The sequence below is a fragment of the Actinoplanes sp. NPDC051513 genome (assembly GCF_044454685.1).
Taxonomy (GTDB): Bacteria; Actinomycetota; Actinomycetes; order Mycobacteriales; family Micromonosporaceae; genus Actinoplanes.
In genome coordinates this window covers 195,410-218,925 of record NZ_JBITDW010000007.1, presented here as the reverse complement: position 1 = coordinate 218,925, position 23,516 = coordinate 195,410, and the positions used below count along the sequence as shown (strand labels likewise).

Below are 23,516 nucleotides of genomic sequence, written 5' to 3'. Positions count from 1 at the left end.
CTGCGAGTCTGCCTCGCTTCCTGGGTTTTGGGCAGATGGTTGCATGCGGATCTTGGTGCGATTCACCGTACCGTGTGTGACGTCACATCTCGGCCAGGCGTTCCATCACGAACCGCGGCCGGTCGGTGATCACGCCATCGACCTGGTGTTCGATCACCATCTCGAGGTCGGTGGGCTCGTTGACGGTCCACACGTACACCTGGTGGCCGGCCTGTTTGATCGACGGCACCAGGCCGGGGCGGGAGCGGACCAGGCCGACTCTGGGCCCGGCGATGCGCGCGCCGAACGGCAGCCGGCCGCGACCCACCCCGGGCGGCAGGATCTCCAGCAGGTACACCGTCGGCACCTCCGGGGCCTGGGCGCGGATGCGGCGCAGGGCGAGCGCGGCGAACGACATCACCGTGACGTGCACCCGTTCGTCGGGCAGGTGGTGCCGCCGTAGCGTCTCGACGAGCTTGCGCTCGACCTCGGCGCCGTACCGTGACGGATGCTTCGTCTCGATGAGTAGCCGCACCGACCGGCCGCTGTCGCGCAGCGCTTCCAGTAGCCGGTCGAGCGTGAGCAGCCGGCTCAGGTCGGGCAGCTCCTCGTCGGCCGGATAGCCGGGATGCCAGGAGCCGAAGTTCAGCTCGTCGAGCTCGGCCAGCGTCTTGCTGCTGACCAGGCCGCGGCCGTTGCTCGTACGGTTGAGATTGCGGTCGTGCACGCAGACGAGGTGCCCGTCGCGGGTGAGCCGCACGTCGCACTCGAGCCCGTCGGCGCCTTCCTCGATCGCGCGGAGGTAGGCGCCGAGCGTGTGCTCGGGAAGCGCGTCCGCGCCGCCGCGGTGCGCGAAGACGAGAGGCCTTTTCATAGAACTTGGGCGGGTTTCCCGTTCTCGCTGACGACATCGCGCCCGACGGCGGCCCAGACCTGCATGCCGCCGTCGAGGTTGCGCACGTTGTCCCAGCCGTTGCCCATCAGATACGACACCACCTGGCCGGAGCGCCCACCGGAGCGGCAGACCACGACGACCTCCTGGTCGGCAGGGATCTCGGCCAACCGGGCCGGGACCTCCATCATCGGCAGGTGGTGGGCGCCGGGGGCGTGGCCGGCCTCCCACTCGTCGGGCTCGCGTACGTCAAGAAGATAAGCGTCCGAGGTGACCTCGTCGGGAGTCACGCTGGGAACCTGGGGTCCGAACACGGCTCTCAGCTTACGAGGTCGACTTTTTCGGGTTCGCCGCCATCCACTCGCTCATCTTGTCGTCCTTGACGGCCTTGTAGAGTGCGATCGCCTGTTCCCGGTCGGAGACCACCACGGACTGGCCCGAGATGGTCTCGCTGCCCTTGTTGGGGCTGGTGACGAAGGTGAGGTTGCTGCCTCGGATGCCGCGCAGGTCGACGGCCATGTCGCTGAGCGAGAAGTCCTGGTCGACGGTGACCGCGGCGGTGACCGACTTCAGGAACTTGTCGAGTTTGCCGGGGTTGGTGATCGTGCCGCTGCTCGCCGCCTTGTCCATCAGGGCCTTGAGGAACTCCTGCTGGTGCCGCACGCGGTCGAAGTCGCCGCGGGGGAACTGGTAGCGCTGGCGCACCCAGTCCAGCGCCTGCGCGCCGTCCATGTGCATCATGCCCTTGGTGAACACCCGGTGCGGCTTGTGGATCGACGTGATGGTCTTGTCCACCTTGAGGTCGACGCCGCCGAGCGCGTCGGTGACCTCCTTGAAGCCGCCGAAGTCGATCGCCATGACGTGATCGATCTTCACGTCGGTGAGGCACTCGACGGTGTGCACCGCTCGCGGGAGCCCGCCGAAGGCGAACGAAGCGTTGATCTTGGCGCGGCTGCCGTCGCTGCACGCCGCGCTGTTGCTCTTGGGGACGACCACCCACAGGTCACGCGGGATCGACACCATCTGGGCCGATTTGTGGTCGGCCGGCACGTGCATGAGGATCAGCGTGTCGGCCCGCCAGGCGTTGGCCTCGTCCTCCTTGGCGTCGGGATCGCGGGAGTCGCTGCCCACCAGCAGGATGTTGAGGGCGCCCTCGACCGCCTTGGCCGGCCGGTCCCCGGTGAGTCCCGAGAACGCGTTCGTGCGCTTGAGGTCTTTGTCCAGGCCGTTGGCGTAGCCGTACAGCGAGATGCCGGCGATCACCGCGATGATCAGCACGGCCAGCCCGCCCAGGAGTGCGATGCGGCCCCAGCGTGGCTTCAGCCGGGGCCGCTTCGCGGGTGGCGGACCGTATGAGGGTGGTTGCACCGAGGCTCGTCCGACGGTCGTAGACATGGAATCCAGATTACGGAGCGTCGGCCATCGCGCCCGGTTATCGACACCCGTTCGGCACAAAGAGGGGAGTAATCCCTCTAGTGCGCTCCGTAACCGGTCAGCGACCGGACCTCGAGCTCGGCGTACTTCTCGGTGTCGTCCTCCTTCGAGATGAGCGTGCCGATGTAGCCGCAGAGGAAGCCGAGCGGGATCGAGATGATGCCCGGGTTGTTCAGCGGGAACCAGTGCCAGTCCTCATGCGGGAACATCGCGGTCGGGCTGCCCGAGACGACCGGCGAGAAGAAGACCAGCACCACGGCCGAGATGAGGCCGCCGTAGATGGCCCACATCGCGCCGGAGGTGTTGAACCGCTTCCAGAACAGGCTGTACAGGATCGCCGGCAGGTTGGCCGAGGCGGCCACGGCGAACGCCAGCGCCACCAGGAACGCCACGTTCAGGCTCTGCGCGAAGATCGACAGCACGATCGCGACGGCGCCGATGACCAGGGCGGAGATGCGGGCGACCCGTACCTCGTCCCGCTCGGAGGCGTTGCCGCGCTTGATCACGTTGGCGTAGAAGTCGTGCGCCACGCTCGACGACGACGCCAGGGTCAGGCCGGCCACCACCGCGAGGATCGTGGCGAACGCGACCGCCGCGATGATTGCCAGCAGCACCGCGCCTCCGGTGGATCCGCCGAAGTAGTCGATGCCCAGCTGCTGCGCCAGCTGCGGCGCCGCCGTGTTGCCGGCCTTGTCCTGCGCGGTGATCGCCTTGCCGCCCACCAGGGCCGCCGCGCCGAAGCCGAGGGCCAGGGTGAACAGGTAGAACGTGCCGATGATGCCGATCGCCCAGAGCACGCTCTTCCGAGCGATCTTGCTGGTCGGCACCGTGTAGAAGCGGGTCAGGATGTGCGGCAGGCCGGCCGTGCCGAGCACCAGCGCGATGCCGAGCGAGATCAGGTCCATCTTGCTGTAGAAGGTCTTGGCCGCGTCGCCCGCCGTTTCGACGCCGTAGCGCAGGCCGGGTTCGAGGAACGCGGAGCCCTTGCCGGACTGTGCCGCGGCGTCCCCGAGCAGCGAGGACAGGTTGAACTTGTAGTGCCAGAGCACCAGGAACGTCATCACCAGCGCGCCGAGCATCAGCATGAACGCCTTGACGATCTGCACGTAGGTGGTGCCCTTCATGCCGCCGACCACCACGTAGACGATCATCAGGGCGCCGACCAGGATGATCGTGGCGACCTTGGCGGTGTCCGCGTCCATGCCGAGGAACGTCTGACCCGGCTTGATCCCGAGCAGCAGCGAGACCAGCGCGCCCGCGCCGACCATCTGGGCGATCAGGTAGAAGATCGACACGACCACGGTGGAGAGGCTGGCGGCCGAGCGCACCGGACGCTGGCGCATCCGGAACGCCAGCACGTCGGCCATCGTGTACCGGCCCGAGTTGCGCAGGAACTCGGCGACCAGCAGCAGCGCCACCAGCCAGGCGACGAGGAAGCCGATCGAGTAGAGGAAGCCGTCGTAGCCGAACAGCGCGATCAGGCCGGCGATGCCCAGGAAGGACGCGGCCGACATGTAGTCGCCGCCGATCGCCATGCCGTTCTGGAAGCCGGAGAACTGGCGGCCGCCGGCGTAGAAGTCAGTAGCGGTCTTGGTCTGGCGGCTCGCCCAGATCGTGATGCCCAGGGTGATGGCCACGAAGACGAGGAACAGCGTGATGGTCAGCCCACGAGCGCTGGTGGCCTCGGCTTCGGCGGCCAGGAGGTGCGACTCCATCACTCAGCACCCTCTTCCATCTTGTTGCGGATGCTGTCGGCGATCGGGTCGAGCTCGCGGTTCGCGTACCGCGCGTAGTACCAGGCGATCAGGAAGGTCGAGACGAACTGCAGGAGGCCGAAGATCAGCGCGATGTTGATGTTGCCGACGACCTTGATGCTCATGAAGCCGCGCGCGTACGCGGACAGGATCACGTAGAGCAGGTACCAGAGGAAGAACGCGATCGTCATCGGGAAGATGAAGCTGCGCAGCTTGCGGCGCAGGCGCTGGAAATCCTCGGACCGCTGGACGGCCTGGTATCTCTCGGTGGAGGACTCGGAAGGCACTTCTGTCGTCACCGGGATTCACCACCTTCGTGGGGATGGGCATTTCCGGCAACGTACGAAGCCCTGGTTCCCGGCGGCGGGGCCCGGTCGGACCCTGCGCCGAGTGGCGGTCTGACTGCGCCGAGTGGGTGGGCGGTCAGCCGCTCACCTCGTGATATCGACCGCGGTAATGGATCAGTGGCCGCGCTCCGCCCTCGAAGGAAATCGATTCGATCACGCCTTCGACCAGCACTGCCCAGCCGCACTCGCGGCTGCTCTCCAGCCGGCAACCGGCCCAGGTTCGGCCCGCCGGCACGGGACCGTACTCCGTGGACACCCACTCCCCGGTGGCGAAGAGCCCGCCCGGCGCCGGCATCAGCCCGGCAAATCGGTCAGCCAGCTGCCGATCGTCGGGGCCGAGCGGCGCGACGGCGAAGCGGCCTTCCCGCTCGATCGCCGGAAAGAGATCGCTCTCCTCGTCGATCAGCCCGAGCACCCGCCCCGGATCGCCGTCGGCGACGAGCATCGACGACACGGTCAGTCCCCGCGGCCCCGGCGCCGTCCAGAGCGTGACGGGCGCCGCCAATCTGCCGCGTAGCCGCCGTACCGGGGACCTCTCCTCCTCCGGGGTCGCGAAGGGGTCGCTCGAATGGATCCGTCCGCCGGGCATGTCAGCTGTCACGAGCCATCATTCTCGTCGCTCAGCATTCTCGTCGCTTAGCGGCACGTCGTAGCGGATCTCGAACCGCTGACCCGATTTGATCATCACGGTCGCCTCGACGGCCCGGCCGCCCTCGGCGTACGCGATCCGGAATTGCCGCAGAACAGGGACGTCGCCCGGAAGCTCGAGCATCACGAACTCCGCGACGGTGGCCGGCCGTACCGAGACATGGTCGACCGCCCGCGCGACGGAGAGTCCGAGCGCCGCCAGCGCTCCTCCCGGCAGCAGCCGTGATTCGGTCAGAGCGGTGCCCCGCGCGAGGTCCGCCGGGTAGTAGTTCCACACCAGCTCGGCCGGCTCGCCATCGAGCAGGGCCAGCTGCGACCGCACCAGCACCGGGTCGCCCACGGCCAGCCCGAAGGCGGCGGCGACGCGAGCCGGCGCCGGCCCTTCGCCGACCTCGAGCAGCCGCGTCGAGGTCGTGTTTCCGGGCACGCGAAGAGGCGGCGCGAGCGCGGCCCGGAGAACCGACGGGAGCCGCCCGGTCGCCACCACCGACTTGCCGCGATGACCCTCGACCAGGCCTTCCGCCTTGAGGATCGCGAGCGCGCGGGTCACCGTCATGTTGTTGACGCCGTAGCGCTGCTTCAGCTCGGCGGTGCTCGGAAGGCGCGCCCCAGCCGCGATGTCCTCGGCGAGGATCAGCGCGCGCAGGTCGCCGGCGAGCTGCTGCTGCTTCGACCGCAGATCATCGTCCGGGACCGTCATGGCGCCACCCGGTATTCGAGGGGTTCGCTCCGGCCGGCGACCATTCTGTTGACGGCGTATTCGACCGCCAAACCCTCTTTATCCAAACTTATGCGCATTAAAACGAGTAGCGGTTCCGCCGGACCGATCTGCAAATCGTCTAATTCGTCCGGTCGAGGCAACCTCGCCGTGATCGTCTCGATCGTCGACGCCGCCGCCCGTCCCAAGGAGGCCAGCACGGCGACCGCCCCACCTTTGATCTTCGCCGGCGAGGCGAGCGGTGTGGAGGCGGCCAGCGAAGCGGGATAAAAGGAATCCGCGATCTCCACCGGCACGTCGTCGAGCAGCATCAACCGGCTCCGCACCACCGCGAGCTCGCCCTCGCCCAGCGCGAGCGCGGCCCGCACCTCGTCGCTCGGCGTCAGGGTGCGCACATCGAGCAGCCGCTGCGTCCCCCGGCGGCCGGCAGCGGCGGCCTCGGCCTTCCACGCATCGCCGGCCCCGGCTACGACATACGGGTTGCCCACTCCGATCATGCTGCCCCATTCGGCCGCGAATGTGGACAGTCACCTTCCGGATACTGGCCATTACACAATTTGTGTAACGTAATCCCGTCCGTAGTCGCGCACGTACTGGGCGATATGGAGAGGGGCCCGGATGAGTGAGGCGTTGCCGCAGCCCGGCGACGTGCTCTACGTAGGCGGTGCGGCCAGCGTCCAGTTCCAGGGCGATCGCGCGCTGACCTTCCGAGTGATCCGTGTGGACCCCCGCCGCACCTACGACGGTTGGCTGTGGATAGACGGCTACGTCCTGGGCCCCTCGGGCGACGCCATCGAGCGCCGCGTCATCTTCGTCCGCCGCGACGGCCTCCGCAAACGGCGATAGCGGGTCACTTGGCGAAGACGAAGTATCTGTAGACGCCGTTTATGCGCGCCGGGGCGCTCAGGCCTGCGACGGCGAGCTGGACCGCAGGTCGGCCAGGGAGGTCGCCACGTCGTCGGGCAGGGCGCCCAGGTCGTTGGTGCTGAACAGGTAGATCGCGTCGCCGGTGTCCAGTTCGAGGACCTCGCTGCGCAGCCCCCGATGGGTGCGGCGGTCGACCCGTACGCGCTCGATCTTCGACCATGGCAGATGCCGGTGGCGGGCGAATCCCGCGACCACCGTGACCCCGGTCGCGTCCGCCGCCAGGCGGACCGGCGCGATCAGATCGCGCAGCGCCCAGAGCGCCAGCGCGATCGCCGCGACCCCGGCGATGGCCCAGCGAATCGGGTCATTTCCCGCGAACGCGACCGCCAGCACCACGACCGCGACCGCGCCCATCAGCTTGGTGACCGGCAAGACCGGCCTGATGCGCCACTGCACGCACCAACTATGGCAGCCCGCGCGCGGGGCCTTGGAAAGGGTGACGCAACAATTGTCTAGCGGCTGTAATTCGACATTCATCGGGTGACGGCCGATGCCTCCGGGCGGGAGCCACCGTTGAACGGCACATGGACGTGTTCTCCCGTACGTTCTTGCCGGCCGCCGCCGAAGCGGGCGTGGCCATCCCGACCGTGAGCCGCCACATGCCGATCTTCCGCCGGTGTGTGGAGCCGGACGACACCACCGTGCTGGTCAGCCGCTGCCACCGCCCCGAGGCGCCGATGGCCGGCGAGTACCTGCTGCTGCTCACCTACCGCCGGCTGGTCGTCACCCAGGAGACCAAGGTCTTCCACCGGCTGCGGCTGCACCTCAACGCCAACCTGCGGCACCTGAGCAACGTGACCTGGAGCCCGGACCTGCCCCGCACGGCCGTCGACGTGGCGGCCACGGCGGTGGACGGGGTCCGCGAGCGGTTCCGGCTGCGGCTCGGCGAGCCCGAGGCGGTGTGGCACTTCGACTCGCTGCTCGAGCACGTGTTCCGTACGCCGCGCCCCGCGATCGCCGCCTGATCATCCGCACCACCATCACCGTCACCCGCACCACAGGAACTCGGTGATGGGGCCGCGCAGGCCCGCCGCGTCGAGGCCGTGCGCCCGCGCGTGGTCCTGCCATGAGCCGTAGCGGCGCACCTCCTCGCGGCCGACGCCCAGATGCAGGACCCGGTGCGGGCGGTCACCCAGCGCCGCGGCCACCTGCCGGGCCGAGGTGCCGCTCAGGTACGGCTCGACCATCACGACGTCGCCCTCGGCCAGCGCGCGCAGTCCCTCGGCGTCGAGCGGGCGGGGCGTGTTCGTGTACGCGACGGTGACGTCCAGGTCGCGGGTGGCCTCGAGGACCGGGTCGAGCATGGGGCCGACCGCGACGACCAGGGCGCCGCCTCGCCTGATGACGCGTAGACGGGTGCTGTCGGCGTACGCGTGCTGGTTCTCTTGAACGGAAAGCCGGACGTAGACCCGGTCGTCGTGGCGGGCCGCCTGCCGCAGCAGCGACGGCACCTCGTCGTGATGGCCGGGGACGTGCACGGTCCAGCCCTCGAGCGTGTCGAGGAGCTCGACGTCGCCCGGGGACTGGTGGGTGTAGCCGGAGCTCGAGGCGTCGTAGGAGGCGCCGATGCTGACCAGCACCGCGCCCGTGTCCTGGTGGCCGAGGTCGAGCTTGATCTGCTCGTAGGCCCGGTCGACCACGAACGGGGCGTACGAGTGCACGATCGGACGCATGCCGGTGAGGGCGAGGCCGCCGGCGACGCCCGTCATGAGCTGCTCGCGGATGCCCACGTTGAGCACCCGGTCGGGGTGGCGGCGCATGGCCGGCTCGAACGCGTCGGCCGAGATGTCGGCGAGCACGAGCGCGGTGCGCGGGTCCTCGGCGAGCAGTTCCGTGGTGGTGGCGACGAAAGTTTCCCGCATCATGGCTTCAGCCCCGCTTCGGTTCGACGGTCGCGATGACGACGTTCGGGCGGTCGTGACGGCGGGCGAGGGCATGCTCGATCAGCTCGTGATCCCGGCCGTCAACGATCGAGATGATCCAGCCCGGGAAGCGGGCGGCGATCCCACCGGGCCAGCCGTGTGTCGCCGATTGGTTGTCGATCACGATCGCGGTGATCGGGAGGTGGGTGGCGGCCGCGTACGCGATCGCCTCGTGATTGGAGCCCTCGTCGAGCTCGGCGTCGCCGACCAGGACGAAGACGCGCGGCTCGAGGTAGCCCTGCGCGCGCAGGCCGAGCGCCACCCCGGCGCCGATGCCGAGGCCATGGCCCAGCGAGCCGGTGCCGATCTCGACGCCCGGGACGTTGCGGCGGTCGGGATGATTTCCCAGTGGGCTGTCCCACGCGCCCATGGTGTCGAGCCACTCCTTGGGGAAGAACCCCTTCTGGGCCAGCACCGCGTAGTAGGCGGCCGGGCCGTGGCCCTTCGAGAGCAGGAACCGGTCGCGGTCGGGCTGGTCGGGATTCCGCGGATCGATCCGCAGGATGCGGTCGTAGAGCACCCAGAGCACGTCGAGCGTCGAGTACGAGCTGGGCGCGTGCTTCTCGTCCCCGGTGGTGCGCGCGATCAGGCTCAGCAGCGCGTCGGCGGGGAGTGCTGTCACGGTCATGTCGATAGGCTGCAACTTAAAGTGCACTTCAACTCAAGGGTTGTGATGGAGACGACGCTGGCCATCGGCGATCTCGCGGCGCGCAGCGGCGTGGCGCCTTCCGCGCTGCGCTACTACGAGCGCGAGGGTTTGATCCGTTCCACCCGGACCACCGGTAACCAGCGCCGCTACCTGCGCTCCGAGCTGCGGCGGGTGGCCTTCATCAAGATCGCCCAGCAGGTCGGGGTGACGTTGGACGAGATCCGCGAGGCGCTGTCGGAGCTGCCCGAGGGCCGCACGCCGACCAAGGCCGACTGGGCACGGCTCTCGGCCCGCTGGCGCGGAAAGCTGGAGGAACGCATTCTGCTCATGCAGCGGCTGCGCGACCAGCTGACCGGGTGCATCGGGTGCGGCTGCCTCTCGCTGCAACGCTGCAACCTGATCAACCCGGCCGACCGGCTGGCTGCCCGCGGGTCCGGCCCTCAGATGATCATTAACCCCCCGGCGGACGCGGAACTTGAGTAGCCTGCCCCTCGTGGGGTGGTTTGTCCTTTTAGTTCTCCTGATGGCGCCTACGCCGGCCGGCGCTTCCGGGCTGGTGACGCTGGCCGGGGCGTCCGCTCCCGCGATCAAGCCGGGGCAGACGATCGCGCTGCCGGTCGGCGTGCGGAACACCGGCGGGTCGGCGGTCGACGGGGTGGTCGTGAACATCCGGGTGTCGGGCGGGCTGAGCCTGCCGCGGGAGTTCACCAACTGCCGGTATTACCGGGACGGGATTCTGGGCGGAGCCTGGTGTGCTTTGCCGCAGCGGGTCGGGGCGGGAGCTGAGTATGCGCTCTCGGGGTTTCATGTCACGGCGTCGGCGACCGCGCAGCGGGTGTCGCCGGTGGTGTTCGAGTGGCATCCGGCGTCCTGGGCCCAGGGGCAGGGCGGGGCGGCCGGTACCGGGGGCACGCTGTCGTTGTCGCCGACGAAAATGGCTGGACCGGCCGTCGGAGCGGTCTATCTCAGGCTGATGACCTCGACGAATACGCGGCGGCCCTCGCGCACGGCCACCTCGCCTTCACCGTCGTCCGTTTTGCCGCGGTCGGCCGCCGCCGGGGTGCCTGCCGAGTCGGAGCTGGCCGGCGGCGAGACGGAGACGAGCGCCGGCACGAATGTGGTTCTCCTGGCCGCGGGCACGCTGCTGCTGATCGGCGGCGTGGCCGCGGTGCTGGTGAGCCGGAGGTCGCGCTACGTCGGAAAACATTCGTAATTGCGCCCGGCGCGGGCGCCGAGGAAGCCCCTTTTTGGTTACTCGTTTCCTTACTCGCCGATGTGGACGATCTTCGCGACGCTCGGCACGCCCTTGGCGTCCAGCGCGAAGAGCATCCAGTTGCCGGGGATCGCGACGCCGCTGTCGGCCGGGATGGTCAGCGTGTAGCTGCCGTCGTTGCCGGTGGAGGGGGCCAGGGACAGGCGACGCTGGTCAGTGTCGACCGAGTGGGTGGCGGTGCCCATCCGGACGATCGAGAAGGCGGTGACCGCCCGGTCGGTGGTGACCGTGATCTTGCCGCCGTTGGCAACCGTCGTGTCGGACACGCTGGTGATGGACGGGCGGGAGGCGGCGGTGCCGTTCTCGTTGAGCAGGTACGGCGGGGTGAAGGTCTGACCGTCGAAGTGGTTGGTCGCGCAGTTCTTGCCGCAGAGGCCACCGCCGGCGCTGAACACCCGGCCGTCCGGCAGCAGCAGGGCGACGCTGTGGTACGTACGCGGCACGGTCATCGTGGCCATCGTCGTGAACCCTTCGCTGACCGGGTCCCACAGCTCGGCGTTGAGCACCGCGGTGTTGTCCGAGAACGGCACCGCGTAGTTCTCGCCGCCGATCACCAGGACCTTGCCGTCCGGCAGCACCACGCTGTTCTGGAAGCTGCGGGTGTTGGCCATCGACCCGACCTGTCGGCTGGTCACCGTGTTGTCCGGGTTGATGGTGAGCACCCGCGCGGCGGCGGTGGCCTCCGAGTTGTCGTAGCTCGGTGAGCCGCCCAGCGTGAGAATTTTGCCGGTGTCGTACATGACGGCGCTGCCGTTCATGGCGTCGTCGCCGCCGCGGTTGCCGGCCGGGGTGGTCGAGCCGTCGCCGTCCACCGAGTACCAGTTCATCTTCTTGCTCGGGCCGGCCTGCAGCACCTTGTTGCCGGTCCACGCGAACAGCCAGGCGTGGTTGTCCTTGCGGTAGTCGCCGAGCTTGTTGGCGTCGGCGGTGAGCATCGGCGTGGCGTCGGCGCCGGGCAGCGCGCGCCAGCCGGAATCGGCCGACCAGACCTCGCCGCTCTTGTGGCCGATGCCGTCGGTGCCGCCGACCGGCCCGCTCCACGAGCCGCCGATGGTGAACACCTGACCGCTGCCGAGGGTGACGCTGGCCTGGTAGCCGCGGCCGACCGTCATGTTGGCGCCCGAGGTCCAGGCATCCGTGGCCGGGTCGTAGATGCTGGTCTTCTGGTTGGTGTTGCCGCCCGTAACGATGATCCGGCCGTCCGGCAGCACCGAGATGCCGGGGCAGAACATGTCGTGCCCGGTCTCGGTGACCTCGCGCTGGGTGACGACGCCGGTGGCCGGGTCATAGGTGGCGGTCATCGTGAGACCGGGCTTCGTAGGGTCGGCGCCGGAGTAGGTGTCGTTCTGGTACGCCGACCAGGTCAGCACCTTGCCGTTGGGCAGCAGCGCGGCCGCGACCGGGACCAGCGGGAACCCGACCGGCGCGCTCCACATGCCACGCATCGGGGAGACCGACCCGCTGGCGCCGAGCACGTTGAGGTCGGCGACCGTCGTCCACGGGCCGCGGTTGCCGGCCTCGGTCGTCGCGATCAGCCGGACGTACTTGGCGTCGATCGGCGGGAAGACGACGGTCTGGGTGGCGGCGCTGTCCGCGAACTTGGCGCCGTCGATGCGGTTGGTCCAGGTCGTGCCGTTGACCGAGGTATAGATCTTGTAGGTGCCGATCCGGCCGTTCTTGCTCGTCGACGGGCGGGGCAGGTACGACAGGCCGCCGACCGGCTGAACCTTGCCCATGTTGATGGTGAGCGTGTGCGGCAGCGCCTTGGCCGGTGCCGGCGTGTACTGGCTGTGGAAGAACGTCGCGTAGCTGCCGTCGATCGCACGGGTGGCCCGGCCGTCCTCGTTCACCGTCTCCTGCGAGTCGGCGGCGATGGTCCAGCCGGTGCGGCTCAGCGTCGGGTTGGCCCGGCCCAGCACGTTGATCTCGGCGGCGCTGCTCCACGGCCCGCGGTTGCCGGCCTCGGTCAGCGCGGTGAGCCGCACGTAGCGGGCGATCTGCGGGGCGAACGTGACCGTCTGCGCGGTCCTGCTGGTCGGCACGAACGAGCCGGTCGCCGTCACCGGGCTCCAGATCGTGTTGTTGAAGCTGGTCTCGACCCGGTACTTGCCGATCATGCCGTTCGGCGAGGTGTCCTGGCGCGGCAGATAGCTGAGGCCGGAGACCAGATTGACCTTGTGCATGTCGACGGTGATCCAGTGCGGCAGCGCCTTCGGCGGGTTCGAGCTCCAGGCCGAATGCCAGATCGACTTGGTGTTGCCGTCGATCGCGTTGATCGCCGCGGCCGGCTGCTTGGCCGTCTCCTGGCTGTCGGCCGCGACGGTCCATCCCGTACGCGGAAGGGCGGGGTCGGTCCCACCGAGCAGGTTGATCTCGGCGGCGGAGACCCAGTTGACCCGGGCGCCGGCCTCGCCGATCGCGGTCAGCCGCACGAAGCGCGTCACCACGGTGTTGACGGTGACGGTCTTGACCACGTCGTCGTCGGCGAACGTGCCGGTGGCGACGTTCGCGCTCCAGGTGGTGCCGTTGTCGCTGATCTGCACGGAGTACTGACCGATGCGGCCGTTCGCGCCGTCGGAGGGCCGGTACGTGAGGCCGCTCAGCGCGATGCGGTTGTGTGTGTCGATCGTGATGGCGCGGGGCAGGCCGGCGGCGCTCTTCCACGAGCTGTTCGCGTTGCCGTCCAGCACGTTGGCGGCGGAGGACTCGGCGGTGGGATCGGACGCGGTCCATCCGGTGCGCGGCAGGGGCGCGGCGGTGGTCACCGCGACGGGCACGGCCTCGGCCTCCGGCATGATGTGGCCGGTGTGCGGGTCGGCGGCGCCGGTGGTGGGCGACTCGGCGCTGCCCGACTGCTGCTGGTGCAGCACCACGGCGGTGCCGGTGAGGACACAGAGGACAGCCGTTGCCGCGGCTCGGGACCAGTGGTGGCCGCGCAGGTGCATGCTTGTTTCCCCCATGAGAATTTCGCCGGAGCGAAAACACTCAACGTGGGAACCTTTGATCAGGACCATCGGCGCTACGCCATGAGAAACCCGCCGTACGGTCCAGTTACAGAGCCATCGTGGGCCGATAGGTTGGCGCACCCGACTCAGGTGTTTTCCATCTTTCCCGATGAAACCGGATTTATCCGGCCAGGCGATCTGTCGGCCTTCGTCCATGTTGACCGCACATGTGGTTTAGGTCGCTATTCATGGAAAACGTGTGACGATTTGATCACGACGGCTGGAGGCGAGGGGATTCCCGGCGTGGCGTCACATTCCCAAGCTTCGATCACCATGACCGACAAGTCCGGATATTCCAGATAAGACGATGCGAAGCCCATACTCGAAATTCGCGTCCGTGTCCTCGTCGTAGAGATCGCCCGCGGCGCCCGCGGTCAGTGGATAGCGCTCCGCGTCGACCCGGAGCCCGCCGGCGTACGGATTCCGCTCATAAGCCGCGCCCGCCCGCGCCTGCTCTTCGATCGTGAAGCCGATCGTGTAATGCAGGATCACCGGGAACGCCCGGGCCGCGGTGGCCGGCTCGAACCCCGCGTCCTGCAGCGTGCGCAGGATCAGCTCGACCGTGCGCAGGACGGCCGGATGCGCCGAATACGCTCCCGCCGCCACCCGTGCCCCGTCCCGATATCGCAGCAGCGTGCGCCGGTTGCGGACGGCCAGGGCGACCAGCCAGTCCTGCCACGTCTCGTCGCGCCGCGGCGCCTCGAGGCCCTCCGTCGCCTCGGCCGCGAGCAGGTCGGCCATCGCGTCGAGCAGCTCCTGTTTGTTCTTCACGTGCCAGTAGAGCGTCGGCGCCTGAACGCCCAGCTCCTTGGCGAGCACCCGCATGGTCAGGCCGTCGAGGCCGACCTCGTTGAGGGCGGCGAGAGCGGCGCGGGCGATGGCGTCCGAAGTGAGCTTCACGGTTGACACCCTATCAAAGTTCGGGGTATCCCTAACAAAGTTAGAGATGCCCGAACTTAGTTAGGGGGGCGAAGGATCATGGAGCAAGTGGTGATCGTCGGGGGCGGGCCGACCGGGCTGATGCTCGCCTGTGAGCTGCGGCTCGGCGGGGTCGACGCGCTGGTGATCGAGCGGCTGGCCGGCCCGAGCGGCGAGTCACGGGCGGGCGGCATCCACGCCCGCACCATGGAGATCCTCGACATGCGCGGCATGCTCGAGCCGTTCCTTGCCGAGGGCCGGCGGCTGCCGCGGGGGCACTTCGCGGGCATTCCGCTGGATTTCTCCGGCCTGCCGACCAGATATCCGTTCTTGCTGAACATCCTTCAGCGCCGCATCGAGCGGCTTCTCGAGGCGAGAGCGCGCGATCTGGGCGTACGCCTGCGGCGCGAGATCGCGGTGACCGGCCTGCGCCAGACGCCGGATCGCGTGGAGATCGAGACCACCCAGGGCGAGCTCGCCGCCGAGTTTGTGGTCGGCTGTGACGGCGGGCGCAGCACGGTCCGCAAGCTCGCCGGCATCGACTTTCCCGGCACGCCCGCGACGATGACCGCGATCCTCGGCGACGTCGAGCTCGCCTCGCCGCCCGCCGCGCCGGTCTTCCAGCAGCGCACGCCGCATGGCAACTGGTCGGTGCTGAACTTCGAGCCCGGCTGGTACCGGGTGATGACCAACGACTTCGATCACGTCGCCGACCGGGACGCGCCGATCACGGTCGAGGATCTGCGCGCGTCACTGCTGCGGCACGCCGGCACCGACTTCGGCCTGCACAGCCCGCGTTGGATCTCGCGCTACAACGACGCCGCCCGGCTCGCGTCGCGTTACCGGTCGGGCCGGGTGCTGCTGGCCGGCGACGCCGCCCACATCCACTACCCGGCCGGCGGCCAGGGCCTCAACACCGGCGTCCAGGACGCGTTCAACCTGGGCTGGAAGCTCGCTCTTTCGCTTCAGAAGGGCCAAGATCAAGAGCTGCTCGACACGTACGAGGCGGAGCGCCGGCCCGTCGCGGAGCGCGTCCTCGCCAACACGCGTGCGCAGACCGCGCTTACCCGGCCCGACCCGCAGACCTCGGCGCTACGCGGGGTGCTGACGGGCTTGAGCGCGCTCGGTGGGGTGAATCGGTCGTTGAGCGAGATGCTGGCCGGGCTCGACATCCACTACGCCGGGCTGGGCGACGGCGCCGGCCACCGCGTGCCCGACCTGGATCTCCCCGACGGCACCCGGCTCTACCGGCACCTCCACGCGGCGCAACCGGTTCTCCTGAGCCGCGACTCGGCGCGATCGAGACGTCTCGGCGGCGAGGCTCTCGCGTGGGACGGCCCCGCCATGCTGATCCGTCCCGATGGGCACGTGGCCTGGGTCGAGGCCATGGGCGAGGCCGCACTTCGGGAGGCGCTCGGTCGGTTCAGCTTTAACGAGTAAGTTCGACGGCGTGACGACAATCGACCTCGACCTTCCCCGGATCGAGCGGGCCAAGGCCGCGGTCGCCGCCACCTTCGTGACCAACGGCCTCGCCTTCGGCGGTTGGCTGGCCCGCGCCCCCGCCGTCCGCGACGACCTGCACCTCTCCGCGGCCGGCTTCGGACTGCTGCTGCTCTGCATCTCGGGCGCCGCGATCGTGTCGATCCCGCTGGCCGGGCCGATCGTGCAGCGGCTCGGCCCGGCGCGCACGATCCTGGTGGCCAGCAGCGCCATGGTGCTCGGCCTCGCTGGGCTCGGCACCGGCACGCTGACCGGCTCGGTCCCGATCGCCGCGGCCGGCCTGGTGCTGGTCGGCGCCGGCAACAGCGCATGGGACGTCTCGATGAACGTCGAGGGCGCCGACGTCGAGCGCCGCCTCGGCCGCACGATCATGCCGCGCTTCCACGCCGGCTTCAGCCTCGGCACGGTGCTGGGCGCCGGGATGAGCGCGCTGGCGGCGGCCGCCGGCCTGCCGATCTGGGCGCAGCTCTATCTCACCGCAACCCTCACGGCCGTGGTGACTTTCCCGACCGTACGCGTGTTCCTGCCGCACACGCCGCCCGCCGCCGACGAGCCGCGCCCGGTCAGCGTGAGCCAGGCCTGGCGTGAGCCCCGCACCATCCTGATCGGCCTGATCATGCTGGGCTTCGGCTTCACCGAGGGCACCGCCAACGACTGGCTCGCGATCAGCCTGGTGGACGGCTACGGCGCGAGCGAGACGGTGGGCGCGGTCGGCTACGGCACGTTCGTCACGGCGATGACCCTGTCCCGCCTCTTCGGCGGCGCGGCCATCGAGCGCTGGGGCCGAGTCCGGGTCCTGCGCGCCACGGTCGTGTGCGGCGTGGCGGGGCTGCTCATGGTGGTCGCCGGCCTGGCCGTTCCGCTGGCCCTGCTCGGCGGCCTGCTGTGGGGCGCCGGCGCGTCGCTGGGCTTCCCGGTCGGCATGAGCGCGGCCGCCGACGACCCGACCCGGGCCGCTATTCGCGTTTCGGTGGCCGGTTCGATCGGGTACGCGGCCTTCCTGGCCGGGCCGCCGTTGATCGGAGTCCTGGCCCAGCACCTTGGCGTTCTGCAGGCCCTGCTGTGCGTTCTGGGCGCTCTCCTGATCGGGCTGCTGGCCTCGGGCGCCGCCAAGCCGCTGTCTACCCACTGACCCCGTTCCCCCGAGCGTCAAGTCACCAGTGGCGGCTTGCCGCGCGCTGCGCTGCGAGCGGGCTGCGAGCGCGAGGTCATCAATGATGATTTGCCGCGCGCCCCACCGTGCCGACGTCGGCGGGTGAGCGCGAGCATGTCGATCAGCCAGCCGGGCCTGCTGTGTCGCAGCCCCCGCCGAGCTCAGCGATCGCAATACGGTCGGGCGAGTTCGAGGTCGGCGTCCACTCGGCGCAATCCGTCGAAGCCCCACGTGTTGATGCCGTCCAGGTCGACCTCGTTGTCGATGCGAACGGCGAGGTCGCGAAGCGAGCGGGCGAGCCGGGCGTACTCGAGGTGCGTGAGGTCGAGTCGTTGTGCGCCGTAGGCGCTCAGGAAGCGCACGGGGTCGGGCCCGCACAAGCCGGCGAACACGTCGTGCTCGCGCGGCGCCAGCATCGTGCGACCCCAGTCGAGCAGTGCCACGACGCGACCGTCGCGGTCGACGAGGACGTTGTGCGGGAACAGGTCGTGGTGACACACGACGTGGGGAACGTCGATCGCGCGTGCCCTTTCGATCACCGCTTCGAGCCGGTCGACGTTGGCCATGACCTCGTCGCGGCGGTCGGCGATCCACGGGTGGTCGCGCCGGTCGCGCAGCACCTCGATGCACCATTCGTCCATGTCGGTGCGGGGCAGGAGGAAGCCGGCGATTTCGTGCACGGCACGCATCGCCCGCGCGATCGCGTCCGCGTCGTCCCACGTTGTCTGGCGGCCGTCGACGAACGGGAACAGCGCGTACCGCCGGCCAAGATGCGCGCAGGTGTACGAGCCGTCGAGAGTTCGCTGCGCCGCAGGAACGGGGATACCCCGGGCAGCCAGCTCAGCGGTCAGCGCCAGTGCGGCGTCGCTGTCGGGCTGCTGACGCCAGAGTTTCACGAACCAGCGCCCGTCGGTGAAAGCATCCGCTTCGAACCCGCCCGGATGCGGCCGCAGCTCGCCAACCTCGACACCGAACGCATCGCGGACCTGAGCCGCCGCCGGCGGGGGTACCACGCTCCACATCACCCCAGGACGCTACCGTCGCCCGAGCAATGACTTCGTGCGCGCTCCGCGCGGCAACTCATCAAGGCCGGCCACGCGCGAGGGGCCCTCGCGTGCCGGGGCAGGGCCTCACGTGCGCACTGTGGCAGAGGCTGGGCTGGGCAGGGCCTCGCGCGCCGACGCAGGCCTCGCACCGACGCAGGCCTCGCACCGGGCAGGCCTCGCACCGGGGCAGGCCTCGGACCGGGGCAGAGCCTCGCACCGGGGCACGGCCTCGCACCGGAGCAGGCCTCGCGGCACTCTGCAGGGCCTCGCTCGCGCCAGGGCAACGCCCGCGCCCCGCTGGGCAGGGACTCATGCGCGCTGGGGCGGGTCCTCGCGTGCCGGGCAGGGTCGGTGCGGTGCCGGGGCAGAGCAGGGCGTGGCGGGGTTGGGTCAGGCGAGGATGGCCTGGGTTCGGATCACGGCCGCTATCAGGAGGACAAGGAAGAACACGCCACAACCGACGGCCTGCACGAATGTGCGGCGCTGCGCCGGCGCGTACGCGATGATGACCGCCACGATGCCACCCGCCACCAGACCGCCCAGATGGCCCGCCACCGAGATGTTGGGCACCGTGAACGTGAAGAGCAGGTTGACCACGAGCAGCGGAATCAGCGTGCTGATGTCGAGCTTGAGCCGGCGGTTCACGATGATCGCCGCGGCGAAGAGGCCGAAGACGGCGGTCGAGGCGCCGGCGGCCGGCTGGTTCGGCGCGGTGAAGACGTAGGCCGCCACGTTGCCGCCCAGGCCGGCCAGCAGATAGAGGCCGATGAAGCGGAGCGGCCCCAGCCGGATCTCGAGATAGCGGCCCAGCTGCCACAGCACCCACATGTTGAGCAGCAGGTGCAGCACGCCGTAATGCAGGAACATGGCGCTGAAGAGCCGCCACCACTCGCCGGCGGCGATGCCGTGGACCTCGCCGCCGGCCGTGTACGGCGCGTAGCCGAGAACCTCACCCCAACGGGTCACCGCGGTCTGGTCGCCGAGCAGGCCGAACCACCCGCCGGAGCCGCCGATCGCCCGGGCGCCGCCCACGATGGCCGACAGGACCATGACGGCGACGTTGATGGCGACCAGGGTGCGGGTCGCGATGCCGGCCTGGCCGGCGCGGCTGCCCCCAAAGGCCGTCCGCGCCGGACGCTGGCTGCGCTTTCCTTCCGCCACGCACTCGGGGCACTGATGGCCGACCGACGCCTCGTGCATGCAGTCGGGGCAGATCGGCCGGTCGCACCGGGTGCAGCGGAGGTGAGTCTCCCGCGACGGGTGGCGATAACAGACCGGAGCCGTCGAGGGAGCCTCACTCATATCTTCAACGGTACTTCGGTGAAGCTTGTTCGCGACGGACGAGACCGTCTGCACAGCTCGCGCTCGCGAACGAACAAGCTTCAGTCCTGCACGCGCTCGATTTCCACGCGCTCGACGACCACGTCTTCCACCGGGCGGTCGCCGGGGCCGGTCTTCGTGGTGGCGATCGAGTCGACGACCTTGGCGGACGCCTCGTCGGCCACCTGGCCGAAGATGGTGTGCCGGCGGTTGAGGTGCGGCGTCGGCGCGACCGTGATGAAGAACTGCGAGCCGTTGGTGCCCGGCCCGGCGTTCGCCATGGCCAGCAGGTACGGCCGGTCGAACGACAGCTGCGGGTGGAACTCGTCGGCGAACTTGAAGCCTGGGCCGCCGCGGCCGGTGCCGGTCGGGTCGCCCAGCTGGACCATGAAGCCGGCGATGACCCGGTGCGAGATCGTGCCGTCGTAGTAGGGCGTGCCCTTGCCCTGCTGGCCGGTGCGCGGGTCGATGTACTCCTTGCTGCCCTCCGCGAGCTCCACGAAGTTGCGCACGGTTGCCGGGGCGTGGTCCGGGAAGAGCTGGAGCCGGATCGGGCCGTGGTTGGTGTGCAGGGTGGCGTAAAGCTTCTCGGCCACGGGTACTCCTGTCTGTGTCGCGGTCGCCCCTGGCGTACCTCGAAGAGGCGATGGGACAGTTTCTTTTGTAGTTCGGATCCTCCCCCATGTGTCTGATCCGGCCACGCCGGGGTACCAGTTGAGGGCACCATGACGTGGGAGAGACCACAGGAGGTGGGCACTGGTGTTCGCAACGATGCGCCGCAAGAGCCGGAGCCGGCGGATGAAGAACGAGCTCGGCCAGAGCGTTGACCACTTCAAGCGCGCGGCATCGCTCGCGGCTCAGGAGACCGGCTCGACCGTGGGACCGAAGGTGGCCGCCGCGGTCGACAAGGTGCAGCCCGCGGCCGTGAAGGCCAAGGATGTCGCATCGAGTGGCTGGGACAGCGCTCTCGCGACGCTCACCCCGCTGGTCGCCGCCGCGACCGACAACGTGCGGCAGACCGGCAAGGTGAGCAAGAGGCAGATGAAGAAGACCGCGAAGCAGAACAAGAAGTACGCGAAGCAGCTGCGTAAGCGGGTCGACAAGCGGTCCGACAAGCGCCGTGGCTCGCGCTTGCTGGGCTACGCGCTCATCGGCACGGCCGTGGGCGTGGGCGCGGCCTACATGGCCAAGCGCCGCAAGGCCAGCCAGTGGGACGAGTACGACCCGGCGGCACCGGCCGAATCGTCGTCGCAGGTCGGCGGCGCGGACGACGCCGCGTTCGAGCCGGCCGAGCCCTCGGCGTACACGACGCCGAACGGCACCGTGCCGGACACGGCGCAGCAAACCCCTCGGTAACAGCCGATCGCCTATCGGGCGGGCGCCCCTGCGGGCGACCCGCCCGGTGGTGTGCTCACTGCACGTCGGTCTGGCGGGCGCGGGCCGGGTCGAGCGATGGACCGCGCGGCAGCATCGAGACGAGCTCGGACGGGATCTGGGCGGGCTTGACCCCGGCGTACCCCAGTTTGGTGATCAGTGACCGGTTGGCGAGGGGGAAGCTGCGCCCGGTGTCGGTGACGACGCTGACCGTGCCGGTGCCGGCGGGCGCGCTCGGCGAGGCGGCGGCCGTGGCGAGGACGCCCTTGCCGCGCGCGATGTGCACGTAGTCGGCGAGGACGACGTTGGGCTCGGCGGAGCCGGCCTTGACCACGACGCCGGACGGCACGGTGGGGTCGATGCGCAGGCCGTCGCCGGACTTCGCGTCGACCGGCAGCGTCATGCAGGCCTGGGCGGGCGTGGACTCGTGCAGCTTGGGCACCGTCACCGGCAGGCCGTTGGGGTCGCCCTCGTCGCTGATCCGGGTCTTCGACGGCGGCAGCTGGAAGAACGCGTTGCCGATCGCCTGCGGCTTCTCGACGCCGGGGGCGGCCTGCATGAGCCGGGCCTGCATCTCGGTGAGGGCGGCTGCGCCGTCGGCGAGGATCACCGCGAACTGCTGGCCGGAGTCGGTGACCAGGTCGCCGACCTCGAAGCCGTCCACCACCGAGGTGCTGCCCACCTCTGCGATCTTGGGAGCGACCAGGTTGTCGGCGAGCGGGACCGCGTTGGCCCAGGCTGTCGCGACGGTCCAGGGCTCCTTCGAGGCCCAGCCGAGCACGCGCAGCGTCGCGACCAGTTGGTCGGCCGGGATCGGGTAGCGCTTGTTGTCGAAGACCAGCGCGCTGCGCCCCTCGGGCTCGCGGATGAGCAGGGCCTCGCCGGCCTTGGCCGAGACCGTGCCGTCGGTGAGCTTGTCGCCGATCAGCAGGGTGCTGCGTGGCGTGTTCTCGTCGCCGCGGTTGTCGGTGCAGATCGACCAGCGCTCGGTGATCAGCGCGTTCTTGGCCGGCAGCGAGTCGGGCGCGTCGGGGATGCCGAGCGGGGCGCCGAGCGGCACGCCGGCCAGCTTGTCGGACGAGATGCTCTTGAGCTCGGGCGCCTCGGCGTTGGCGAGCAGCAGGCCGGACGCGTAGTTCAGCACCGGGTGGAGGCTTTTGTCGGACTCGAGGTAGATGAACCGCGCGCCAGTGCCCTTTTCCTGGAACACCACGTTGGGGTTGCGGGGATCCACATTGCTGTGTCCGGTGAGGAGGCCGTAGATCGCGGCGCCGCCCACGGCGAGACTCGCGATCAGCAGGCTGATCAGCGCCGTCGTGCCGGCCCGGCGCAGCGGCGACCGCGAGGGGTCGGGGTCGTGCGTGACCAGCGCGGCCACCACCCGCTGAAGCGAGTACTGGTACGAATGCAGCTGGTCCTGACGCGACGGCACCCTGTCACTCTAGGGGTCGGCGTCGATGGCCAGGGGGCAGCCCTTACAGCCAGCCGTTGCGGCGGAAGGCCCGGTAGAGCACGAAGGAAATCAGCAGAATGATCGCCCACCATGCCGGATAGCCGTACAGCCAGTCTAATTCGGGCATATGGGTGAAGTTCATGCCATAGATCCCGGCGCCTGCGGCCCAGACGGTGGCGATACCGGCCCACGCGGCGATCTTGCGCATGTCGTTGTTCTGGTCGACCGTCACCTGGGCGAGACGCGCCTGGAGGATCGAATTGAGCAGGTCGTCGTACGAGGAGACCTGCTCGACCGTACGGGTCAGATGGTCCTGAACGTCGCGGAAGTACTTGCCGATCCGCTTGGGCACGATGGCGACGATCGTGGCCAACGGGCGCTGCAGCGGCACGACGGCCCGGCGGAACTCCACCAGTTCCCGCTTCATCTGATAGATGGACTGAATCGGGCTGCCCGCGCCGCGGGAGAAGACCCCCTCCTCGATGATGTCGAGGTCGGCCTCGACCTGGTCGGCGACCAGCAGATAGTGGTCGACCACACGGTCGGTCACCGCGTACGCCACCGCCCAGGGTCCCTGCTCGAGCAGCGCGGCCCGGCCGTTCTCGAGGTCGGTACGCACCGAACCCAGCTCGGACGCGTCGCCGTGGCGGACGGTGATGACGAACTGTTCGCCCACGAAGATCATCATCTGGCCGGTCTCGACGACCTGGGACGTCTCGGTGATCTCGCTGTGCGGCACATAGCGCGCGGTGCGCATGACCAGGAAGTGCACCGAGCCGAAGTTCTCCAGCTTGGGGCGCTGCTCGGCCTTGACCGCGTCCTCGACGGCGAGCTCGTGCAGCCCGTACGTCTGCGCGATCGCCGTCATCTCGTCCTCGCTGGGCTCGTGCAGGCCCAGCCAGACGAAGCCGTCCTCGTGGGCGCAGGCCTCGCGGAGCGCCTCGTCGGGGGAGAAGTCGCCGGCCAGCCGCTTGCCGGCCACGTACACGCCGCAGTCGACCACCGAGCTGACGGCGGTGCGGGTGCGGGGACCGTCGAGATGCTCGCCGGTGGTGGCGAAGATGCGATTCATCGCGCGCCGTGGCGCGGCGAACGCTCGCGACAGCGGCTTGTTCCGGCTCCACGTGCCGGGCTCACGCTCGCTCATGACAGACCTCCCCACACCGCCCGACGGGCCCGCAGCAGGCTAGCTCACGATCGCGCG

The 23,516-nt window shown here is 69.5% G+C and carries 25 protein-coding genes; 7 read left to right on the top strand and 18 right to left on the bottom strand.

The window, feature by feature from the left end:
• Positions 1-82: 82 nt before the first annotated feature.
• From ACIA5D_RS24020 to ACIA5D_RS23985, 8 genes are all read right to left on the bottom strand, one after another.
• The gene (locus ACIA5D_RS24020; protein ID WP_396032395.1) at positions 83-853 is read right to left on the bottom strand and encodes a glycerophosphodiester phosphodiesterase; all 771 of its coding nucleotides are present in this window, start codon (positions 851-853) and stop codon (positions 83-85) included.
• Complete coding sequence (locus ACIA5D_RS24015; RefSeq protein WP_396032394.1) at positions 850-1,185, bottom strand: rhodanese-like domain-containing protein; 336 nt, start codon at positions 1,183-1,185, stop codon at positions 850-852. The genes ACIA5D_RS24020 and ACIA5D_RS24015 overlap by 4 nt, the downstream gene beginning before the upstream one ends.
• 10 nt (positions 1,186-1,195) lie before the next feature.
• The gene (locus ACIA5D_RS24010; protein ID WP_396032393.1) at positions 1,196-2,266 is read right to left on the bottom strand and encodes an LCP family protein; all 1,071 of its coding nucleotides are present in this window, start codon (positions 2,264-2,266) and stop codon (positions 1,196-1,198) included.
• 77 nt (positions 2,267-2,343) lie between these two features.
• Positions 2,344-4,020, bottom strand: a complete 1,677-nt coding sequence (locus ACIA5D_RS24005) for a cation acetate symporter (RefSeq protein ID WP_396032392.1) — start codon at positions 4,018-4,020, stop codon at positions 2,344-2,346.
• Positions 4,020-4,358, bottom strand: coding sequence for a DUF485 domain-containing protein (locus ACIA5D_RS24000; protein ID WP_396032391.1), 339 nt, complete (start codon positions 4,356-4,358; stop codon positions 4,020-4,022). Before ACIA5D_RS24000 ends, ACIA5D_RS24005 begins: the two co-directional genes overlap by 1 nt.
• Positions 4,359-4,482: 124 nt before the next feature.
• On the bottom strand, positions 4,483-4,995 hold the full coding sequence (locus ACIA5D_RS23995) for a flavin reductase family protein (RefSeq protein ID WP_396032624.1): 513 nt from the start codon (positions 4,993-4,995) through the stop codon (positions 4,483-4,485).
• A gap of 18 nt (positions 4,996-5,013) precedes the next feature.
• Complete coding sequence (locus ACIA5D_RS23990; RefSeq protein ID WP_396032390.1) at positions 5,014-5,754, bottom strand: GntR family transcriptional regulator; 741 nt, start codon at positions 5,752-5,754, stop codon at positions 5,014-5,016.
• Positions 5,751-6,269, bottom strand: a complete 519-nt coding sequence (locus ACIA5D_RS23985; RefSeq protein ID WP_396032389.1) for a UTRA domain-containing protein — start codon at positions 6,267-6,269, stop codon at positions 5,751-5,753. Before ACIA5D_RS23985 ends, ACIA5D_RS23990 begins: the two co-directional genes overlap by 4 nt.
• A 121-nt stretch (positions 6,270-6,390) precedes the next feature.
• On the opposite strand from ACIA5D_RS23985, the gene ACIA5D_RS23980 reads away from it, so the two are divergent.
• A complete protein-coding gene (locus ACIA5D_RS23980) occupies positions 6,391-6,618 on the top strand; it encodes a hypothetical protein (protein ID WP_396032388.1) in 228 nt (75 codons plus the stop codon).
• Positions 6,619-6,675: 57 nt separating this feature from the next.
• Here the strand turns inward: ACIA5D_RS23980 and ACIA5D_RS23975 are convergent, their stop codons facing one another.
• Positions 6,676-7,095, bottom strand: coding sequence for a PH domain-containing protein (locus ACIA5D_RS23975; RefSeq protein ID WP_396032387.1), 420 nt, complete (start codon positions 7,093-7,095; stop codon positions 6,676-6,678).
• Between the two features lie 128 nt (positions 7,096-7,223).
• On the opposite strand from ACIA5D_RS23975, the gene ACIA5D_RS23970 reads away from it, so the two are divergent.
• Positions 7,224-7,664, top strand: a complete 441-nt coding sequence (locus tag ACIA5D_RS23970) for a hypothetical protein (RefSeq protein ID WP_396032386.1) — start codon at positions 7,224-7,226, stop codon at positions 7,662-7,664.
• Between the two features lie 21 nt (positions 7,665-7,685).
• Here the strand turns inward: ACIA5D_RS23970 and ACIA5D_RS23965 are convergent, their stop codons facing one another.
• Together ACIA5D_RS23965 and ACIA5D_RS23960 are read right to left on the bottom strand one after the other, a co-directional pair.
• Positions 7,686-8,561 (bottom strand): transketolase family protein, encoded by an 876-nt coding sequence (locus ACIA5D_RS23965; protein WP_396032623.1) that lies wholly within the window; start codon positions 8,559-8,561, stop codon positions 7,686-7,688.
• A gap of 7 nt (positions 8,562-8,568) precedes the next feature.
• A complete protein-coding gene (locus tag ACIA5D_RS23960; protein WP_396032385.1) occupies positions 8,569-9,249 on the bottom strand; it encodes a thiamine pyrophosphate-dependent enzyme in 681 nt (226 codons plus the stop codon).
• A gap of 45 nt (positions 9,250-9,294) precedes the next feature.
• Between ACIA5D_RS23960 and soxR the strand changes: the two genes are divergently transcribed.
• Both soxR and ACIA5D_RS23950 read left to right on the top strand, forming a co-directional pair.
• Positions 9,295-9,753, top strand: coding sequence for a redox-sensitive transcriptional activator SoxR (gene soxR, locus ACIA5D_RS23955; RefSeq protein WP_396032384.1), 459 nt, complete (start codon positions 9,295-9,297; stop codon positions 9,751-9,753).
• A gap of 40 nt (positions 9,754-9,793) precedes the next feature.
• Complete coding sequence (locus ACIA5D_RS23950) at positions 9,794-10,483, top strand: hypothetical protein (protein ID WP_396032383.1); 690 nt, start codon at positions 9,794-9,796, stop codon at positions 10,481-10,483.
• A 50-nt stretch (positions 10,484-10,533) separates the two neighbouring features.
• Here the strand turns inward: ACIA5D_RS23950 and ACIA5D_RS23945 are convergent, their stop codons facing one another.
• Positions 10,534-13,503 carry a discoidin domain-containing protein gene (locus tag ACIA5D_RS23945; RefSeq protein WP_396032382.1) on the bottom strand — a complete coding sequence of 990 codons (2,970 nt, stop codon included), beginning with the start codon at positions 13,501-13,503 and terminating at the stop codon, positions 10,534-10,536.
• A gap of 294 nt (positions 13,504-13,797) precedes the next feature.
• Positions 13,798-14,448: a TetR/AcrR family transcriptional regulator C-terminal domain-containing protein gene (locus ACIA5D_RS23940; RefSeq protein WP_396032381.1), complete on the bottom strand. Its 651-nt coding sequence runs from the start codon at positions 14,446-14,448 to the stop codon at positions 13,798-13,800.
• Between the two features lie 78 nt (positions 14,449-14,526).
• On the opposite strand from ACIA5D_RS23940, the gene ACIA5D_RS23935 reads away from it, so the two are divergent.
• Both ACIA5D_RS23935 and ACIA5D_RS23930 read left to right on the top strand, forming a co-directional pair.
• Positions 14,527-15,906, top strand: coding sequence for an FAD-dependent monooxygenase (locus tag ACIA5D_RS23935; RefSeq protein ID WP_396032380.1), 1,380 nt, complete (start codon positions 14,527-14,529; stop codon positions 15,904-15,906).
• A 10-nt stretch (positions 15,907-15,916) separates the two neighbouring features.
• Positions 15,917-17,098, top strand: a complete 1,182-nt coding sequence (locus ACIA5D_RS23930) for an MFS transporter (RefSeq protein ID WP_396032379.1) — start codon at positions 15,917-15,919, stop codon at positions 17,096-17,098.
• 182 nt (positions 17,099-17,280) lie between these two features.
• Here the strand turns inward: ACIA5D_RS23930 and ACIA5D_RS23925 are convergent, their stop codons facing one another.
• The 3 genes from ACIA5D_RS23925 to ACIA5D_RS23915 form a co-directional block, all read right to left on the bottom strand.
• Complete coding sequence (locus tag ACIA5D_RS23925) at positions 17,281-18,141, bottom strand: phosphotransferase enzyme family protein (RefSeq protein WP_396032622.1); 861 nt, start codon at positions 18,139-18,141, stop codon at positions 17,281-17,283.
• A gap of 414 nt (positions 18,142-18,555) precedes the next feature.
• Positions 18,556-19,467, bottom strand: coding sequence for a rhomboid family intramembrane serine protease (locus ACIA5D_RS23920; protein WP_396032378.1), 912 nt, complete (start codon positions 19,465-19,467; stop codon positions 18,556-18,558).
• Between the two features lie 80 nt (positions 19,468-19,547).
• The gene (locus ACIA5D_RS23915; RefSeq protein WP_396032377.1) at positions 19,548-20,081 is read right to left on the bottom strand and encodes a peptidylprolyl isomerase; all 534 of its coding nucleotides are present in this window, start codon (positions 20,079-20,081) and stop codon (positions 19,548-19,550) included.
• Positions 20,082-20,244: 163 nt separating this feature from the next.
• Here ACIA5D_RS23915 and ACIA5D_RS23910 point away from each other — a divergent pair, with 163 nt between their 5' ends.
• The gene (locus ACIA5D_RS23910; protein ID WP_396032376.1) at positions 20,245-20,841 is read left to right on the top strand and encodes a hypothetical protein; all 597 of its coding nucleotides are present in this window, start codon (positions 20,245-20,247) and stop codon (positions 20,839-20,841) included.
• 55 nt (positions 20,842-20,896) lie between these two features.
• On the opposite strand, the gene eccB is transcribed toward ACIA5D_RS23910, so the two are convergent.
• Together eccB and ACIA5D_RS23900 are read right to left on the bottom strand one after the other, a co-directional pair.
• Positions 20,897-22,291 (bottom strand): type VII secretion protein EccB, encoded by a 1,395-nt coding sequence (gene eccB, locus ACIA5D_RS23905; RefSeq protein WP_396032375.1) that lies wholly within the window; start codon positions 22,289-22,291, stop codon positions 20,897-20,899.
• A 43-nt stretch (positions 22,292-22,334) separates the two neighbouring features.
• The gene (locus ACIA5D_RS23900) at positions 22,335-23,459 is read right to left on the bottom strand and encodes a magnesium and cobalt transport protein CorA (RefSeq protein ID WP_396032374.1); all 1,125 of its coding nucleotides are present in this window, start codon (positions 23,457-23,459) and stop codon (positions 22,335-22,337) included.
• Positions 23,460-23,516 lie beyond the last annotated feature (57 nt).